Source organism: Streptomyces sp. NPDC006872 (assembly GCF_040635845.1).
In the GTDB taxonomy this organism is placed as follows: Bacteria; Actinomycetota; Actinomycetes; order Streptomycetales; family Streptomycetaceae; genus Streptomyces.
The window spans coordinates 260,591-276,884 of the sequence record NZ_JBEYIL010000015.1; the positions used below are offsets into that span (position 1 = coordinate 260,591).

A 16,294-nucleotide genomic window follows, 5' to 3' on the forward strand; every position below is an offset into this window, starting at 1 on the left:
TGAACGCAATTCCGTTCGCGGCCCCGGAAACGGGAGCGGGACCGGGGGCGTAGCCTGCCCCCGGCCCCTGAAGAGCCGCCCATGTCGCACACCGGCCCACTTGAGGACCCAGGTCAGTCGTGATGTCGTCGCGTCCTGCCTTTGGACCACCGCGCATCGAGCTGCGCGGGCCGGACTTGAACCGGCAATTCGACGTCCGGGGGCCTGGGCCCGGTCGGTCCGGCGATCGGCGGCGAATGCTGAGTCTGGAGCGAGAGTCTGAGATTCATTGATCGTCATGACAAGCTTCAGCTTCAGTTTGCGCTCCTCGCGCACCCCGGCCGCAACGGGCCGGGGGGTCTGAAAGGGTTACTCGAAAAGGTAACCGAACACCGCGTCCCCCACCCGCTGGTCCACGACGTCGACCCCGTTCGCCTCCTCCCGGGCGAACTTCACCGCCTGCTGCAACTTCTCGAGGCGGGACAGGAGTTCGTTGACACGACGAGCGGGAAGGGCTCCGGAGAACTTCACGGTCGTCCAGTAACCGACCGGCACGTCCTCGTAGTACACCTCGACCTGCGCCGGGTGCTTGTCGGTCGCCTCCGCCTTCACATGGTTGCGGGGCACCTTCTTGGTGCGCAGCGTCCGCACCGGCTCGGTCTTCCAGGCGTCCGTGGACGGGTCCTGCACCCAGGACTCGGAGGCGTCGAGGACCGGCAGCCTGCGCACGAAGGCGTTGAGGTCGACGAGCTGCTTCTCGAGGAAGAGCAGGTAGGACACGGGGACTTCGGCGACGAGGACCCGCCCGTCCACCTTCACATCCGCTCGGGCGGCGCAGTTGGCCCAGTCCTTCGTGGCGGTCACGTCGAACAGCCGGGTCAGCGTGGCCGCGGTCTCCCGCAGCACGTCCTCGGCCTGCACCTGCACCCGGGTCGACTCGGGCGGCAGCTGCTCACCCTCCTCGTCCTTGGGCTGGTAGGTCCGCGAGATGCCGGCCAGCAGCGCGGGCTTCTGCAGCCCGTGCTGAGCCGTGGTCAGGTCCTGGTGAGCCTTGGACTTGATGCCCTTCTCGACTGCGATGATCTGATTGAGTTTCGCCACGAGACGGACCGTAACAACGGTGACTCCCCTTTCTCCAATGGTTATCCGCTTTCTCCCCTTGGTTGTCCGCCTACTCGCGGGCCGCCCGCACCCGCTCGGCGAAGAACGCCTCGGCCTGTGCGACGGTCTCCGCCGGCGCAGCCCCGGCTCCGTCGGGGTCGGCGCTCCCCACGAGTGCGACGAACTCGTCCACATCCCGTAGTCCGGCCCGTTCCAGCAGCCGTTTCTCGTTCGTCACCCACTCCCCGCGGGCCGCCAGCACCGCGTGTCCCACCTGTGTCGCCGCAACGGCGAGCGCGCCGGCGATCTCGGTGCGCCGGCCGGCCGGCGCATGGTTGGCCCTGGCGTAGGCGAGCGTGGCGCGGGCCGTTCCGTGCCAGCGTTCGCACGCGGCTCGGCGCAGCTTCGCGGGGTAGGACGCGGGCCGCGGCAACTCACCGCTCAGCACCTGGTTGATGGCCAGCTCGGCGACCACCAGATAGCTCGGAATCCCCGCGAGATGGAACATCAACGGCTCCACCCGGAACCGCCCTTCCTCCGCCTCCGCCGCCTCGTGCTCGACGACGTCGAGATCCCGGTAGTGCACGTCGACCCGCCGCTCGTCGATCGTCAGCCAGGCGCCCCCGTTGAAGACGCCGCCGCCCCACCCGCCGACCTCCGACACCTCCCCCTCCCAGCCGAGGGCGCGCAGGTCGCCGGGGTCGAAGGACCCCCGGTAGTAGACGGCCAGGTCCCAGTCGCTGTCGGGACGGTGAGTGCCCTGCGCGCGTGAACCGCCGAGCGCGACGGCACGCACGGCGGGGAGGGCGGCGAGACGGGCGGTGACATCGCCGAGGAAGGCATCGTCCGTGCGGGAGGGGGAAGACGGGGCGGAGGGCATCGGTTTCAGTGCTCCGGTTCAGTAGTCCCACAGGTTCGCGTGGCGGTGGCGGGTCGGCAGGTGGTCCAGTTCCTCGGCCACGGAGAGGAGCGCGCCGGGCGGGGCGGCGCGAAGGCGGTTGCGGGCGGTCGAGCGGAACACCGACAGTGCGGCGCGCGCCCGGGACTCGTACGGGCCGTCGACCTTCTCGTTCAGGCTCCGGGGGTAGGTGTGGGCGCGAAACGCGTGCACCAGCGGGTCCGGGACCGGGCGACGCCGTTCACGACGTGCACGGGTCAGTTCCTGTGCGCTGTAGCGAAGGTCGCTGAGACGGTGGCCGACGATCGTGCCGGCGAGTGCGTACGGCCGGTAGGCAGGATGGAGGCGGTGTCGTGGGCGGACGTGATGGACGGTTCGGGACATGGCAGACCTCCGGGGGCCCGCCGGGACTTCCGGCGTGGCCCCTAAGAAGTCCGCCGCCGTGAAACGACCGAGGTGCTTGCTCCTGCTCCGCATGGAAGGAAGCGTGGTGAACGGGGACGGGGGTTGTCCAACGGTTTCCGGCGCGAGGCGATTGTCAGTGGTGCGCGTTTCAATGGGAGGTGTCGTCACGGAGCGTCACGACCGGAGTGCGTCGGGGGGAGCAGGTCTTGGACAGGTACGTGGAGGACGGACGGCGGTATGTGTCGCTGGCGGGACTGCGGATGCGGGGCTGGACCGGCGCGCTGGTGCACCGGCTGCTGGGGACGCCGGACCGGCTCAGCATCGATCCACGCGCGCGGGCCGCACCCCAGCTGCGCCTCTATCGCGTCGAGCGGGTCGAAGCGGCCGAGCGCAGCGAGGAGTTCCTGAAGGAGTGCGCCCCGCGGGCACCTGCCCCACCGGCGCCTGCCCCACGGGCCCACGGCCGCGGGGAGTCCCCTTGATCACCCTTGAACACCCTTGAACACCCGTGATCAACCGACCGACCGCGCGCTACTGCGCCCGCCAGAGCCTCCGCTTCGGCACCGGCTTGGCGAAGCTGCCCACCCGGCTGGTCGTCAACCCCAGCCCGACGAGCGCCTCCGCCAGCTTCACCGCCGCTCCCACCCCGTCCACGACCGGAAGGCCCAGCTTGTCCCCCACCATGCGCTGCAGCCCCGTCATCCCGGCGCATCCCAGCACCAGGACCTCGGCCCCCGCCTCCCGGGCCCGTTCGGCGGCCGCCAGGAAGGCCGTCCGGGTGCGGTCGGTGTCGGCCAGGTCGAGAACGCCCAGCCCGGTGCCCACGACGGCGGCGCAGTTGCGGCCCACTCCGGCCAGCTCCAGGCTGTCCTCGATCTGGCCGCAGGAGCGCTCCAGGGTGGTCACTACCCCGTACCGGCGCCCCAGCAGACAGGCCAGATGCGCCGCGGCCTCGGTGATGTCGACGACGGGCACGTCCACCAGCTCGCGTACGCCCTCGCGTCCGTGCTCGCCGAAGCCGGCCATGACGACGGCGTCGTAGGGCGGTCCGTCGAAGGTCCGCAGCGCGTCCATGACGGCCGCCGCGGAGAGGTAGCTGTCGAGCCAGCCCTCCGCGGACTCGGGCCCCCACCCGGGGGTCAGCCCGCTCACGGCAGTGCCCGGGCCTGCCGCGGCCCGGGCACCTCGCACGATCTCCTCGGTCATCTCCCGCGTGGTGTTGCAGTTGGTGACGACGATCCGCACGTTCCGCTCACTGCGCACGCTGCTCAGACCTCCGCGGGCTTCTCGACGGCGGCCACGGCACCTGCCGTCCGCTCGCTGCGGCACAGCAGCAGATAGAGGCCGGCGCCGAGGGCCGTCCCGATGAACCAGGAATAGGGAGCCACATCGCTGAACGTCTTCACCAGCGCGAGCACCGCCGCGACCGCGGCCGAGGGGAGGAACGCCCACAGAGCCTTGGGGTTGACGCCCTTGCGGTAGTAGTAGCGGGAGCCGGGGGTGGCGTCGAACAGCTCGTTCACATCGACGCGGCCGCGCTTGACCCAGTAGTAGTCGACCATGATCACGCCGAACAGCGGTCCGAGGAAGGCGCCGAGTCCGCCGAGGAAGTAGTTGACGACCGTCGGGTTGGAGAACAGGTTCCACGGGGTGACCACCAGGGCCGCGACCGTGCTGATCATGCCGCCCACCCTGAAGGTGATCTTCTGCGGCCAGACGTTGGCGAGGTCGTACGCCGGCGACACGAAGTTGGCGACGATGTTGACGCCCATGGTGGCCACGGCGAAGGTCAGCGCGCCCAGGACCAGAACCCAGGTGTTGCCGACCTTGGCGACCAGCTCCGCCGGGTCGGTGATGGCCTCGCCGAACACCTCCAGCGAGCCGGCGGTCACGATCACGGAGACGACCACGAACGCCGTCGAGTTGAGCGGCAGGCCCCAGAAGTTTCCGCGGCGGACCGTCCTGTAGTCGGGGGCGAAGCGGGAGAAGTCGCAGAAGTTCAGCATCAGCGTGCCGTACGTGGCGAGGATCAGGCCGATCGCGCCGAACCACTGCCGCCACTGCTCGCCCACGGAGACGGGGTGCGGGGTGCTGGTGAGCGAGATGGTCCAGCCGGCCTTGGACAGGACCCAGATCGCCAGCGCGATCATCACGAGCCAGATCGCCGGGCCGCAGAAGTCCTGGAACTTGCGCACCGACTCCATGCCCTGGCTGATGATCAGCGCCTGGATCAGCCACAGGGACACGAAGGAGAGCCAGCCGAGCGCGTCGAGGCCCAGGAAGGAGCTGTGCGTCCAGGACTCCAGTCCCGGCCAGGCCGCCAGCAGCATCACGTTGACGGCGACGGAGGCGAGGTAGGTCTGGATGCCGTACCACATGATGGCGATCACGGCGCGGATGAGAGCCGGGATATTGGCGCCCCAGACGCCGAAGCTGATGCGACTGACCACCGGGAAGGGCACGCCGTGCCGCTGGCCGATCTTCCCCATCCAGTTCATGCCGATGTAGATGAGCACGAAGCCGACGAGAAGGGAGGTGAAGACCTGCCAGACGTTCATGCCGAGGACGAGCAGGCCGGCGGCGAAGGTGTAGTTGCCGAGGTTGTGGACGTCCGACATCCACAGGGCGAAGAGGTCGAAGACCTTCCAGGTGCGCTTGTCGGCGGGCGCGAGGTCTTCGTTGGTGAGCCGGGGGTCGGGGACGAACGCTGGGGCGTCGGTGGCTTCGGCGCTGTCGGCGAGGGACACGGGGCCTCCTTGGGCAAGGGGACGGAGGAGGACTACTGGCCGGGTCTTTTGGTATACCAAACTGCCGACATAGTCCCGCCGTCAAGCATTCCGACCGATGTCCGTCCCGTTACGGCTCCGTAAAAGCCCCATCGCATCGGCGAAGATGGGCCCATGACGAAGATCGAACCGCTCGGAGCGGTGCGCGAGCGCGTCCTCGGAACCCTGCGGCAGGAGATCATCGCCGGCCTGCTCCGCCCCGGGGACCGGCTCGTCGAGCGCGAGCTGGCCGACCGGTTCGGCGTCTCCCGGGTCCCTGTCCGGGAAGCCATCCGGGCACTGGTCGTCGAGGGCTTCGTCCACTTCGAGACCCCGCGCCGCACCGTCGTCCGGCCCCTGAGCCCCACGGACGTCAAGGAACTCTTCGAACTGCGTGAGGCGTTGGAGGTGTACGCGGCGGGACTGGCCGCGATCCGGGCGACCCCTGAAACCCTCGCCGAACTGCGCGAACTACTGGCGAGCGCGGCGAGCGCCACCGAGGCCGGGGACGCGGAGGCGATCACCGACATCAACACCCGCTTCCACGACCGCCTCCTCGCCATGGCGGGGAACACCCTGCTCATCTCGGTCATGGAGCCGGTCGCCGGCCGCCTGCAATGGCTCACCCGGCGCAACGAGGAATGGCCTCAACTCCTCACCGAGCACCAGGAGCTCTACGACGCCATCGCCTCCGGCGACCCCGACCGCGCCCGCGCCCACGCCCTGCACCACGTACAGGCCAACTACCGCTCCACGGTCCGGCACCTCTTCGGAGACCTCTCCGAAGCACCGTCCGCCTAGACCCTCCCGACTCTCCCGACGCTTCGGACCCTTCGGACGCTTCGGACCCTGCGTATGGCCGGCCGTCGCCGCTGCTTACGGCAGTCCCGCCGCCGCCCCTGCCCCTGCCCTGACGGGCGTCCTGCTCCCCGCGCCTACTCCCCCACCGGCACGACTCTCACCCAGATCCGGTCCTCTGTCAGGTACCGGTCCACGCGCAGGCCCGTCTCCGCCAGGGCCTCCTCGAACTGTTCCTTGGTCAGGGGGCGGGTCCGGAAGGTCTGGGTCCATACCGCGTCCGGGAACTCGTACTCCGCGCGTACGGAGTGGACGCCGTCCTCGATCGGCCCGGCCGAGCTGATGCGTAAGGTGAAGCCGCTCGGGTCGACGCGCTCACGCGGCAGCGCGGTGTGGTAGTCCTCTCCCTCCCGTTGGATCAGCACGCACCCGCCCTTCGCGAGATGCCGTGCGCAGGCGCGCAGCATCCTTCGCCGTATCTCCACGTCGCCGTTGTGCACGAGGAACGACGCGAGCATGACCACGTCGAACGTCTCTTCCAGGTCGAGGTCCTCGACCGGGCTGCATATCGTGCGCGCCCCGCGGACTCGCTCCAGCATCTCGGCGGACTCGTCCACCGCCGTGACCGTGAAGCCGCGCTCCAGCAGGGCGTGGGTCACTCGCCCGGTGCCGCTGCCCAGCTCCAGGATGTGTGCGCCTGCGGGCACCGCCGCGGAGATGACCTCCGGCTCGTTCCCCACGGGCAGGCGCGAGTAGAACTCGACCGCGCAGCCGTCCGGCGTGATCGCGCCGGGACCGGTTCCTTCGTATCCCTCTCGCATTTTTCGCTTCATGCCAGTCCAACGGCCGGGCTTTGCGGGGCCGTTCCCGTCGCTCGTCAGTTCACTCGTTCGAGGGAACACGTTGTGTTCGAGCTCCGCAGGGGGTGAGAACTCCGGGCCTCTCTGGAGAACGGCCGGGGCGAAGAGTACGTTGCAGAGTAGGAGCGGTGATCGGGATGCGTACGGGCAGTGAGCCGACGACAGCGCGCAGTGCGCTGCGGATGCGTCTGTGGCTGACCCTGTGGGGACTGGCCTGGGCGATCTTCGGGACGGCCGCGTTCGCGCTCGCGGGGCGCCCGGGCTGGGCGGCGGCGTGCGGGATGCTGTGGGTGGTGGTCACCGTCGATCTGACGTTGGTCCTCCGGCACATCCGGCAGGGCCCCCACTATCAGCCGGGCCGCGACATCCCGCCGTACCGGCCGCCGGAGCACCGTCACCCCTGACCGTCGGGGTCGGGGTCACCCCTGGCCGTCGGGGTCGGGCTCAGGTCTCGAAGCGGGCGGCCTTCAGGTACTGCGGGTTCGGGTCCAGCGCCGCGGCCAGTCGGAAGTGGCGCTTGGCCTGGTCGCCGCGGCCCTGCCGCTCGTAGGTGCGGGCGAGCGCGAAGTGCGCGAACGCGTTGTCCGGCTCCCGCTCCAGGACCACGGTGAACTCCAGCTCGGCGGGCCGCAGTTGAGCGGCGGCGAAGAAGGCACGCGCGCGTAGCAGCCGGGCGGCGGTGTTCTCGGGGTGTGCGGCGATGACTCGGTCGAGCAACTTCACCGCGCCCCGCGGGTCCCGTGCGGCGAGCAGATGCTCGGCGGCACGGAAGTCGATGACGTGCGTCTCCGGAGTACGTCCGGTCGAACCTGCGGTATCGGGCACGGAAAAATCCTTCCCTGGCTCGGTGGATTCAACGCACGGAGCGAGGACCGCTATTCCGGACAGGCCCTAGCGCGGCGCGTGCGCTCTGCGCACGAGGTCGGACCACACGTCCTTCACGCGCCGTTCCAGTTCGGGCAGCGGTACGTCGTTGTCGATCACGATGTCGGCGATCTCCCGGCGCTTCTCGCGTGTCGCCTGGGCGGCCATGCGCGCGCGTGCGTCGTCCTCCGTCATACCGCGCAGCCGGACTAGCCGGTCGAGCTGGGTCTCGGTGTCGACGTCCACGACGATCACGAGGTCGTACAGGGCGGCGAGGCCGTTCTCGGTGAGCAGGGGGACGTCGTGCACGACGACGGAGTCCTCGGGGGCGGCCGTCTCCAGCTCGTGGGAGCGGGCGCCGACGAGGGGGTGGACGATCGAGTTGAGGAGCGCCAGCTTCTCGGGGTCGGCGAAGACGATCGAGCCGAGCCGGGGGCGGTCGAGGCTGCCGTCCGGGGCGAGTACGTCCTCGCCGAAGTTCTCTACGACGGCCGTGAGACCCGGGGTCCCCGGCGCGACGACCTCGCGTGCGATCCGGTCCGCGTCGATCAGTACGGCCCCGCACTGGACGAGCAGCCGTGACACCTCGCTCTTGCCGGCGCCGATCCCGCCGGTCAGGCCCACCTTCAGCATGACGGGAAGCTTAGGGCCTGCCGGTGACAATGGACCCGGCAGGACCCGCAGGACCCCCAGGACCACCAGGACCCGGTGCGGCCCACCGCCCCTTCCGCGCCTCCCCTTGCGCGCCGTCCCCTCCGTGCCGCCCCTTCCGGGGCGGTCAGCCCTCGCCTTCTCGCTCCGCGAGGAAGCGTTCGAACTCCAGCCCGATCTCGTCCGCCGACGGGATGTCGACGGGTTCGGCGAGCATGTTGCCGCGGGTCTCGGCCCCGGCGGCGGCGTCGTACTGGTGTTCAAGGCCCTGGACGAGGGAGGTGAGCTCTTCGTCGCCCTCCTGGATCTGGCGGTCGATCTCGGTCTGGGTGCGGTGCGCGTCCGTGCGCAGGGCGTGCGCGATGCTCGGCAGGACCAGGCCGGTGGCCGCCGTGACCGCTTCCAGGACGGTCAGGGCCGCGTCCGGGTACGTCGAGCGGGCGATGTAGTGCGGGACGTGCGCGGCGACGCCCAGGACGTCGTGGCCGGCCTCCATGAGGCGGTACTCGACGAGCGCCTCGGCGCTGCCGGGGACCTGCGCCTCGTCGAAGGGGCTCCGGTGGCCGGGTACGAGGTCCGTACGGTTGCCGTGCGGGGTGAGGCCGACGGGGCGCGTGTGGGGGACGCCCATGGGGATGCCGTGGAAGGTGACCGACAGGCGGACGCCGAGCCGCTCCACGATCTGCTTCACGGCGACGGCGAAGCGCTCCCACTCGACGTCCGGCTCGGGGCCGGAGAGCAGCAGGAAGGGCGCGCCGGTGGTGTCCTGCACGAGCCGCACCTCGATGGCCGGCTCTTCGTACTCGGTCCACCGGTCACGCTTGAAGGTCAGCAGCGGGCGGCGGGCGCGGTAGTCCACGAGCCGGTCGTGGTCGAAGCGGGCGACGAGTTGGTTGGGCAGCGAGTCGAGCAGTCGGTCGACGATCTGGTCGCCGGTCTCGCCCGCGTCGATGTATCCGTCGAAGTGGTAGAGCATGACAAGGCCGGCCGACTCCTGTGCCAGCGCCATGTCGACGACTGCCAGGCCTTTCGGCTCCCATGCGTACAAATCCTGCGGATCAAGCACTTGGACCGCTCCTCCTCGTGTTCCTACTGCACAACGCGCGTGGAGGCGTGGGCATTCCCGTCCGACGTCCTTGATCAGCCGAGTCTCAGCGCCTTTTCATGACGCGCCGGCCGAGCCCAACTCCCTTGAGGGGCGCGGGGAACTGCGCGCGACCGGCCCCCGTCGGCCCCCACCGGCCCGCGGCCGACGGGACGGGCCGTCGGGACGGGCCGACGGCAACGCTGAAGGCCCGCACCTCGAAAGGTACGGGCCTTCAGTCAGCTGCTGAAGATCAGCGGCTTGCGATCAGCTCTGGCCGCCGGCCAGCTTCTCGCGGAGCGCTGCGAGCGCCTCGTCCGAGGCCAGCGCGCCGGAGGTGTCGGCGCCCTCGGAGGAGTACGAACCGCCGCCGCCACCGGCAGCAGCCGGAGCAGCAGCCTCGCCGCCCTCGGCCGCAGCGGCCTCGTCGGCCTCGCGGGACTTGATGACCTGAGCCTGGTGCTGCTCGAAGCGCGTCTGCGCCTCGGCGTACTGGTGCTCCCAGGCCTCGCGCTGGGTCTCGTAGCCCTCGAGCCAGTCGTTGGTCTCGGGGTCGAAGCCCTCGGGGTAGATGTAGTTCCCCTGGTCGTCGTACGACGCGGCCATGCCGTACAGGGTCGGGTCGAACTCGACCGAGGCCGGGTCGGCACCGAAGGACTCGTTGGCCTGCTTCAGCGAGAGGCTGATGCGACGGCGCTCGAGGTCGATGTCGATGACCTTGACGAAGATCTCGTCGTTGACCTGGACGACCTGCTCCGGGATCTCCACGTGGCGCTCGGCCAGCTCGGAGATGTGGACCAGACCCTCGATGCCCTCGTCCACGCGGACGAACGCACCGAACGGAACCAGCTTCGTGACCTTGCCGGGCACGACCTGGCCGATCTGGTGGGTGCGGGCGAACTGCTGCCACGGGTCTTCCTGCGTCGCCTTCAGCGACAGGGAGACACGCTCGCGGTCCATGTCGACGTCGAGGACCTCGACGGTGACTTCCTGGCCGACCTCGACAACCTCGGACGGGTGGTCGATGTGCTTCCAGGAGAGCTCGGAGACGTGGACGAGACCGTCGACGCCACCGAGGTCCACGAACGCACCGAAGTTGACGATCGAGGAGACGACGCCGGAGCGGACCTGGCCCTTCTGCAGGGTCGTGAGGAAGGTCTGGCGGACCTCGCTCTGGGTCTGCTCCAGCCAGGCACGGCGGGACAGGACCACGTTGTTGCGGTTCTTGTCCAGCTCGATGATCTTCGCCTCGAGCTCCTTGCCCACGTAGGGCTGGAGGTCGCGGACGCGGCGCATCTCGACGAGGGAAGCCGGCAGGAAGCCACGGAGGCCGATGTCGAGGATGAGTCCACCCTTGACGACCTCGATGACGGTACCGGTGACGATGCCGTCCTCTTCCTTGATCTTCTCGATGGTGCCCCAGGCGCGCTCGTACTGGGCGCGCTTCTTCGAGAGGATCAGGCGGCCTTCCTTGTCCTCCTTCTGGAGAACAAGGGCCTCGATCTCGTCGCCGACCTTGACGACCTCATTGGGGTCGACGTCGTGCTTGATCGAGAGCTCGCGGCTCGGGATGACACCTTCGGTCTTGTAACCGATGTCGAGGAGAACCTCGTCCCGGTCAACCTTGACGATGACGCCGTCGACGATGTCACCATCGTTGAAGTACTTGATCGTCTCGTCGATAGCGGCGAGGAATGCTTCCTCGTTACCGATGTCGTTGACCGCAACCTGCGGGGTGGTGGCGGTGGTCTCGGTGCTGCTCGTCATGTGGGAAAGGGCTCCGGTACGGACATTGAAGTCGTAGGTACTGCTACGCCGGGAGCCCGTGTCGCTCTGAAGAAGCCGGACAGCCAAGGAAGCGTCACACCAGTGAACTGGTGGCGACGCCTCGACAACCGAGGGGACATGCAACAGATGCGAGCGCAGCCTGCTAGGTCTGAGGTGCGCAGGCCCGCAGCGCAACTTGTAGCATACGGGGGCAGCCGGACAGGGTCAATGCGCGAAGGCGCACACCCGGGGCGGATCGCCGCAAACCCGGCACAAAACCTTTCTCCTGAGGCCACGCAGGCCGCAGGAAGCCCCTTCGGTGACACCTGAGCGGCACCGTCGGGCGGGTTGCACGGAAGAGTACGACGAGGGAGCCGATCATCCAAGAGCCCAGATCGTCCGAGCCGGCCTTCGAGCCGGAAGCCACCCGACGTGACGCCGACGTCACGGAGAGTTCCCGGGCCAACCGGGGCTGGTGGGACCGCAACGCGGACGAATACCAGATCGAGCACGGCACCTTCCTCGGCGACGACCGCTTCGTGTGGGGTCCCGAGGGCCTGGACGAGGTGGAGGCCGAGCTGCTCGGCCCGCCGGAGGAACTGAAGGGGAAGTCGGTCCTGGAGATCGGCGCCGGCGCGGCCCAGTGCGCGCGCTGGCTCGCCGCGCAGGGCGCCCGGCCGGTCGCCCTGGACCTCTCCCACCGCCAGCTCCAGCACGCACTGCGCATCGGCGGGGCGTTCCCGCTGGTGTGCGCGGACGCGGGCGCGCTGCCCTTCGCGGACGCCTCCTTTGACCTGGCCTGCTCGGCGTACGGGGCGCTGCCCTTCGTCGCCGATCCGGTGCTGGTCCTGAAGGAGGTGCGGCGGGTGCTGCGGCCGGGCGGCCGTTTCGTGTTCTCGGTGACCCATCCGATCCGCTGGGCGTTCCCGGACGAGCCGGGGCCCGAGGGCCTGTCGGTGTCCTCCTCCTACTTCGACCGCACTCCTTATGTCGAGCAGGACGACCAGGGCCGCGCGGTGTACGTGGAGCATCACCGCACGCTCGGCGACCGGGTCCGCGACATCGTGGCGGGCGGCTTCCGGCTGGTGGACCTGGTCGAGCCGGAGTGGCCGGCCTGGAACTCGTCGGAGTGGGGCGGCTGGTCCCCGCTGCGCGGCAACCTGATCCCGGGGACGGCTGTCTTCGTCTGCGAGCGCGACTAGCGTCGGGCGGCTCCGGGAGCCGTACGACACTAGGGGCGTGACCCCCCGTGACGACGCCTTGGACGCGCTGCCCGTGCGCGCTGTGCTGCCCGCCCTGACCGACGCCCTGGAGGGGCACGGCACCGCCGTCCTCGCCGCGCCGCCCGGCACCGGCAAGACGACGTTGGTGCCGCTGGCGCTGGCCGGGCTGCTGGGCGAGGGGTCCGCGCGGCGGGTGGTGGTGGCCGAGCCGCGGCGGATCGCGGCGCGGGCGGCCGCCCGGCGGATGGCATGGCTGCTGGGCGAGCGGCCCGGGGAGAGCGTCGGTTTCACCGTGCGCGGGGAGCGGGTCGTCGGACGGCACACGCGTGTGGAGGTCGTCACGACCGGTGTGCTGTTGCAGCGGCTGCAGCGCGATCAGGAGCTGACGGGCGTCGACGTGGTGATGCTGGACGAGTGCCACGAGCGGCATCTGGACGCGGACACGTCGGCCGCGTTCCTGTGGGACGTGCGCGAGACGCTGCGCCCGGAGCTGTGGCTGGTGGCCGCTTCGGCGACGACCGACACGGCCGGGTGGGCGCGGCTGCTGGGCGGGGCGCCGGTGGTGGAGGCCCGGGCGGCCGCTTTCGACGTCGAGGTGGTGCATGCGCCGCCGGCCCGTCCGGTGCGGCCGCCGCACGGGATGCGGGTGGATCCCGCGTTGTTGACGCATGTGGCGTCGGTGGTGCGGCGGGCGCTGGCCGAGCGGTCGGGGGACGTGCTGTGCTTCCTGCCGGGCGTCGGGGAGATCGCGCGGGTCGCGGGTCAGCTCGGTGTGCCGGCCGGGGTGGACGTGCTTCAGGTGCACGGGCGGGCGCCGGCGGCCGTGCAGGACGCGGTGCTGGCGCCCGGTGCGCGGCGCCGGGTGGTGCTGGCCACCTCGGTGGCGGAGTCCTCGCTGACGGTTCCCGGGGTGCGGGTGGTCGTCGACTCGGGGCTGGCGCGGGAGCCGCGGGTGGACCACGCGCGCGGGCTGAGCGCGCTCACGACGGTTCGGGCGTCGCAGGCGGCGGGACGGCAGCGGGCGGGCCGGGCCGGGCGGGAGGCGCCGGGTGCGGTGTACCGGTGCTGGGCGGAGGCCGAGGGGGCCCGTCTGCCGCCGTTCCCGTCCCCTGAGATCAAAGTGGCCGATCTGACGGCGTTCGCCCTCCAGGCGGCCTGCTGGGGCGATCCGGAGGCGTCCGGGCTGGCGTTGCTGGATCCGCCGCCTGGCGGGGCGATGGCGGCGGCGCGGTCGGTGCTGACGGCGATCGGCGCGGTGGACTCGGTCGGCCGGGCCACTCCCAGGGGGTTGCAGCTGGCCAGGCTCGGCTTGCACCCCCGGCTGGGGCGGGCGTTGCTGGACGGGGCCGCTGTCGTCGGGGTGGAGCGGGCGGCGGAGGTCATCGCGCTGCTGAGCGAGGAGGCTCCTCGGGAGTACGGGGACGATCTCGCGGCTGCCCTGCGCAGTGCGCGGCGCGGGGGTGACGCCTACTCCGGGCGGTGGCGTTCGGAGGTCCGGCGGCTGCGGGCCGTCGTCGCCACGGACGGTTCCCGCCCGCCTGTCCGTGGCCCTCTTCCGGGGGAAGGCGAGGTCGAGGGCTCGGTGGGCCTCGTCGCGGCCCTCGCATTTCCCGAGCGTCTGGCCAAGGCCGACGGCGGTTCGTACCTCATGGTCTCCGGTACCCGGGCCGAGGTCCGCGAGGGCACCGATCTGCGGGGCGCTTCCTGGCTCGCGGTCGCCGTCGCCGACCGGCCTGTCGGCAAGGGGCACGCGCGTGTGCAGCTCGCGGCGGTCGTGGACGAGGCGGCGGCCCGGCTCGCGGCCGGTGTGCTGCTCGACGAACGGGACGAGGTCCGCTGGGCCGACGGGGACGTCGTGGCGCGGCGGGTCGAGCGGCTCGGGGCGGTGGAGCTGGCGGTGCGTCCGCTGCGGAACGCCGACGCGGCGCTCGTGCGCGGTGCGCTGCTCGACGGGCTGGAGAAGGAGGGGCTGAGGTTGCTGCGGTGGTCGCCGGAGGCGGGCGTCCTGCGGCAGCGGCTCGCGTTTGTGCGGCGCCGTCTCGGGGAGCCGTGGCCCGACGTCTCGGACGCGTCGCTGCACGCGCGTGTGGACGAATGGCTGGAACCCGAGCTGAGCCGGGCCCGGCGGCGCAGCGATCTGGGGCGGATCGACGCCGGGGCGGCGCTCGGCAGGCTGCTGCCGTGGACCTCCGGCGAGGCGGCCCGGCTGGACGAGCTGGCGCCCGAGCGGATCGCCGTTCCGAGCGGGTCGAGAATCCGGGTCGACTATGCCGACCCCGAGCGGCCGGTGCTGGCGGTGAAGCTGCAGGAGATGTTCGGGCTGGCCGAGACGCCCCGGGTCGCGGGTGTGCCGGTGACGGTGCATCTCCTCTCCCCCGCCGGGCGGCCCGCGGCGGTCACCGCCGATCTGGCCTCGTTCTGGAAGGACGGTTACAAGGGGGTGCGGGCGGAGTTGCGCGGCCGGTATCCGAAGCATCCCTGGCCCGAGGATCCGGCCGGCGCCGAGCCGACGCGGTTCACCAATGCGCGGCTCAGGCGGTGACGGGCTGCGGTGCGGCGGGTCGGTCGGGGGTCGGCTGCCGTGGGCGGCGGGCGCGCGCCTCCAGGTAGAGGGAGAGGGGCAGCAGCAGGACGCCCAGCGTCAGGAAGCCCCAGGGCAGGTAGGACGTGAGCAGCAGGACCAGGTTGCGGTTGGACTTGACCACGGACAGGGTGTGTTCGATGTAGTCCTCACGCATCTTGACGTGGCCGGCGAACGCCGTGACCTTCTCGCGGCCTGCGAGCAGGGTGCCGCCGCGCAGTTCCTCCTGGTGGATCTCCTCACCGTAGACGGGCGCTCCGGTGACCGGTTCGACCCAGAACTTGCGGACCGTGGTGTACCAGCGGGTGGTGCCGGTCTTGGCGATGTCCTCGGGGGTGATGCCCGCGACGGGCATGGTCTTGGGCATCGAGACCTTGGTCCAGGGGACGGTCTGCTCGAAGTAGTAGACCTCCAGGCCGCGGAAGGTCTGGGTGCCCTTGTAGTGGATGGGGGCCGTGGTGCGGGTCTGGGCGTCGAAGTACTGGTAGTCCCGCTTCTCCGTCAGGAACGGCCACTTGAACTCGATGCCCTCGCGGCGGACCGGGTCGCCGTCGACGGACTCGCCGGTGGCGTGGACGGGTTCCTGTGTGTGGGCGTCGAAGATGTAGCGCTCGGGGACCTTGGAGACCATCTTGCCGTCGGGTCCCTGGATGTAGGACAGGCCGTCCCAGACGACGACGTCCCGGCCTGCCGTCTTCTCTATCTTCTCGGAGGCCTCCACGTTGCCCTTGAGGGTCTGCACGATGGTGACCTTGGGGACGGTGCGGGCGACCAGGCCGTCGTAGTCGAGGAGGGTGGCGTTCTTCGCCTCCAGGACCATGGTCTGGTATTCGTTCGCCGGGATCTTGGCCAGGCGCGGGAAGGCGTACCAGCGCAGCATCGGGGACAGCGCCGCGAAGAACACGGCGAGGGCGAGCAGGATCAGGGCGGCCTTGCGGCGCATCTCGGCCTCCTTCGCGAGCGGAGCGGGCGGGCGGTGGGCGGTCGGCCGTCCTACGGGTGGGCGGGGACCGTCGTCAGCATGGGTTTCGGGGAGGTCTTGGCGGTCGGCGTGCCCAGCGCGGTGAGGGTGAGGACCAGGGCGACCGCGACGGCCAGGCCGGTCGCGGCGGCGATCAGGGCACGCATTCGGGCCTCCCGACGTAACTGACAGGTCGTCAGGTCCGGCACGGTAGCAACGCGCGCGTGAGATGAGAACAGGTCGTGCACGACGACGGCGGCGGGGGCCCGCGCCCGGGGGGGGGGGGGCCCCCCGGCGGGGGGGGGGGGGGGGTTTTTTTGGGGGGGGGGGGGCCCCCCAACGGGGGGGGGGGGCGGC

Annotated in this window: 17 protein-coding genes; 5 read left to right on the forward strand and 12 right to left on the reverse strand. The window is 70.7% G+C overall.

The genetic code is table 11. The features are described from left to right. Positions 1-348: 348 nt before the first annotated feature. The 3 genes from ABZ725_RS37110 to ABZ725_RS37120 form a co-directional block, all read right to left on the reverse strand. Positions 349-1,080, reverse strand: coding sequence for a hypothetical protein (locus tag ABZ725_RS37110; RefSeq protein WP_351915826.1), 732 nt, complete (start codon positions 1,078-1,080; stop codon positions 349-351). Positions 1,081-1,150: 70 nt separating this feature from the next. Further along, complete coding sequence (locus ABZ725_RS37115) at positions 1,151-1,960, reverse strand: nucleotidyltransferase domain-containing protein (RefSeq protein WP_358806797.1); 810 nt, start codon at positions 1,958-1,960, stop codon at positions 1,151-1,153. Between the two features lie 18 nt (positions 1,961-1,978). Next, on the reverse strand, positions 1,979-2,362 hold the full coding sequence (locus ABZ725_RS37120; protein ID WP_358806798.1) for a hypothetical protein: 384 nt from the start codon (positions 2,360-2,362) through the stop codon (positions 1,979-1,981). Between the two features lie 227 nt (positions 2,363-2,589). Between ABZ725_RS37120 and ABZ725_RS37125 the strand changes: the two genes are divergently transcribed. Continuing rightward, a complete protein-coding gene (locus ABZ725_RS37125; RefSeq protein WP_358806799.1) occupies positions 2,590-2,865 on the forward strand; it encodes a hypothetical protein in 276 nt (91 codons plus the stop codon). 49 nt (positions 2,866-2,914) lie between these two features. Here the strand turns inward: ABZ725_RS37125 and ABZ725_RS37130 are convergent, their stop codons facing one another. Then, complete coding sequence (locus ABZ725_RS37130) at positions 2,915-3,628, reverse strand: aspartate/glutamate racemase family protein (protein WP_358806817.1); 714 nt, start codon at positions 3,626-3,628, stop codon at positions 2,915-2,917. 23 nt (positions 3,629-3,651) lie between these two features. Continuing rightward, positions 3,652-5,130: an NCS1 family nucleobase:cation symporter-1 gene (locus ABZ725_RS37135; RefSeq protein ID WP_358806800.1), complete on the reverse strand. Its 1,479-nt coding sequence runs from the start codon at positions 5,128-5,130 to the stop codon at positions 3,652-3,654. A gap of 153 nt (positions 5,131-5,283) precedes the next feature. Between ABZ725_RS37135 and ABZ725_RS37140 the strand changes: the two genes are divergently transcribed. Continuing rightward, a complete protein-coding gene (locus tag ABZ725_RS37140) occupies positions 5,284-5,949 on the forward strand; it encodes a GntR family transcriptional regulator (protein WP_358806801.1) in 666 nt (221 codons plus the stop codon). Between the two features lie 134 nt (positions 5,950-6,083). Here the strand turns inward: ABZ725_RS37140 and ABZ725_RS37145 are convergent, their stop codons facing one another. After that, the gene (locus ABZ725_RS37145) at positions 6,084-6,767 is read right to left on the reverse strand and encodes a class I SAM-dependent methyltransferase (protein WP_358806802.1); all 684 of its coding nucleotides are present in this window, start codon (positions 6,765-6,767) and stop codon (positions 6,084-6,086) included. A gap of 176 nt (positions 6,768-6,943) precedes the next feature. Between ABZ725_RS37145 and ABZ725_RS37150 the strand changes: the two genes are divergently transcribed. Continuing rightward, complete coding sequence (locus tag ABZ725_RS37150) at positions 6,944-7,210, forward strand: DUF6343 family protein (RefSeq protein WP_351915838.1); 267 nt, start codon at positions 6,944-6,946, stop codon at positions 7,208-7,210. A 40-nt stretch (positions 7,211-7,250) separates the two neighbouring features. Here ABZ725_RS37150 and ABZ725_RS37155 read toward each other — a convergent pair whose 3' ends face one another. From ABZ725_RS37155 to rpsA, 4 genes are all read right to left on the reverse strand, one after another. After that, complete coding sequence (locus tag ABZ725_RS37155; RefSeq protein ID WP_358806803.1) at positions 7,251-7,631, reverse strand: tetratricopeptide repeat protein; 381 nt, start codon at positions 7,629-7,631, stop codon at positions 7,251-7,253. Between the two features lie 66 nt (positions 7,632-7,697). Continuing rightward, positions 7,698-8,303, reverse strand: coding sequence for a dephospho-CoA kinase (gene coaE / locus ABZ725_RS37160; RefSeq protein ID WP_358806804.1), 606 nt, complete (start codon positions 8,301-8,303; stop codon positions 7,698-7,700). Positions 8,304-8,448: 145 nt separating this feature from the next. After that, on the reverse strand, positions 8,449-9,387 hold the full coding sequence (locus ABZ725_RS37165; protein ID WP_351915844.1) for a PAC2 family protein: 939 nt from the start codon (positions 9,385-9,387) through the stop codon (positions 8,449-8,451). Between the two features lie 285 nt (positions 9,388-9,672). Beyond that, on the reverse strand, positions 9,673-11,172 hold the full coding sequence (gene rpsA, locus ABZ725_RS37170; RefSeq protein WP_351915846.1) for a 30S ribosomal protein S1: 1,500 nt from the start codon (positions 11,170-11,172) through the stop codon (positions 9,673-9,675). 380 nt (positions 11,173-11,552) lie between these two features. Between rpsA and ABZ725_RS37175 the strand changes: the two genes are divergently transcribed. Together ABZ725_RS37175 and hrpB are read left to right on the forward strand one after the other, a co-directional pair. After that, positions 11,553-12,374 (forward strand): class I SAM-dependent methyltransferase, encoded by an 822-nt coding sequence (locus tag ABZ725_RS37175; protein ID WP_351915862.1) that lies wholly within the window; start codon positions 11,553-11,555, stop codon positions 12,372-12,374. Between the two features lie 37 nt (positions 12,375-12,411). Beyond that, positions 12,412-14,937: an ATP-dependent helicase HrpB gene (gene hrpB / locus ABZ725_RS37180; RefSeq protein WP_358806805.1), complete on the forward strand. Its 2,526-nt coding sequence runs from the start codon at positions 12,412-12,414 to the stop codon at positions 14,935-14,937. On the opposite strand, the gene ABZ725_RS37185 is transcribed toward hrpB, so the two are convergent. Next, positions 14,927-15,919, reverse strand: coding sequence for a DUF3068 domain-containing protein (locus tag ABZ725_RS37185; protein WP_358806806.1), 993 nt, complete (start codon positions 15,917-15,919; stop codon positions 14,927-14,929). The two genes, hrpB and ABZ725_RS37185, sit on opposite strands and share 11 nt — an antisense overlap. 50 nt (positions 15,920-15,969) lie before the next feature. After that, positions 15,970-16,104: an SPW_0924 family protein gene (locus ABZ725_RS37190; protein ID WP_351915852.1), complete on the reverse strand. Its 135-nt coding sequence runs from the start codon at positions 16,102-16,104 to the stop codon at positions 15,970-15,972. Positions 16,105-16,294: the final 190 nt, after the last annotated feature.

Coding starts and splice junctions, on each gene's coding strand:
- ABZ725_RS37115 (WP_358806797.1), bottom strand. CDS start 1,960: ATGCCCTCCGCCCCGTCTTCCCCCTCCCGCACGGACGATGCCTTCCTC.
- ABZ725_RS37120 (WP_358806798.1), bottom strand. CDS start 2,362: ATGTCCCGAACCGTCCATCACGTCCGCCCACGACACCGCCTCCATCCT.
- ABZ725_RS37140 (WP_358806801.1), top strand. CDS start 5,284: ATGACGAAGATCGAACCGCTCGGAGCGGTGCGCGAGCGCGTCCTCGGA.
- ABZ725_RS37145 (WP_358806802.1), bottom strand. CDS start 6,767: ATGCGAGAGGGATACGAAGGAACCGGTCCCGGCGCGATCACGCCGGAC.
- ABZ725_RS37150 (WP_351915838.1), top strand. CDS start 6,944: ATGCGTACGGGCAGTGAGCCGACGACAGCGCGCAGTGCGCTGCGGATG.
- coaE (WP_358806804.1), bottom strand. CDS start 8,303: ATGCTGAAGGTGGGCCTGACCGGCGGGATCGGCGCCGGCAAGAGCGAG.
- rpsA (WP_351915846.1), bottom strand. CDS start 11,172: ATGACGAGCAGCACCGAGACCACCGCCACCACCCCGCAGGTTGCGGTC.
- ABZ725_RS37185 (WP_358806806.1), bottom strand. CDS start 15,919: ATGCGCCGCAAGGCCGCCCTGATCCTGCTCGCCCTCGCCGTGTTCTTC.
- ABZ725_RS37190 (WP_351915852.1), bottom strand. CDS start 16,104: ATGCGTGCCCTGATCGCCGCCGCGACCGGCCTGGCCGTCGCGGTCGCC.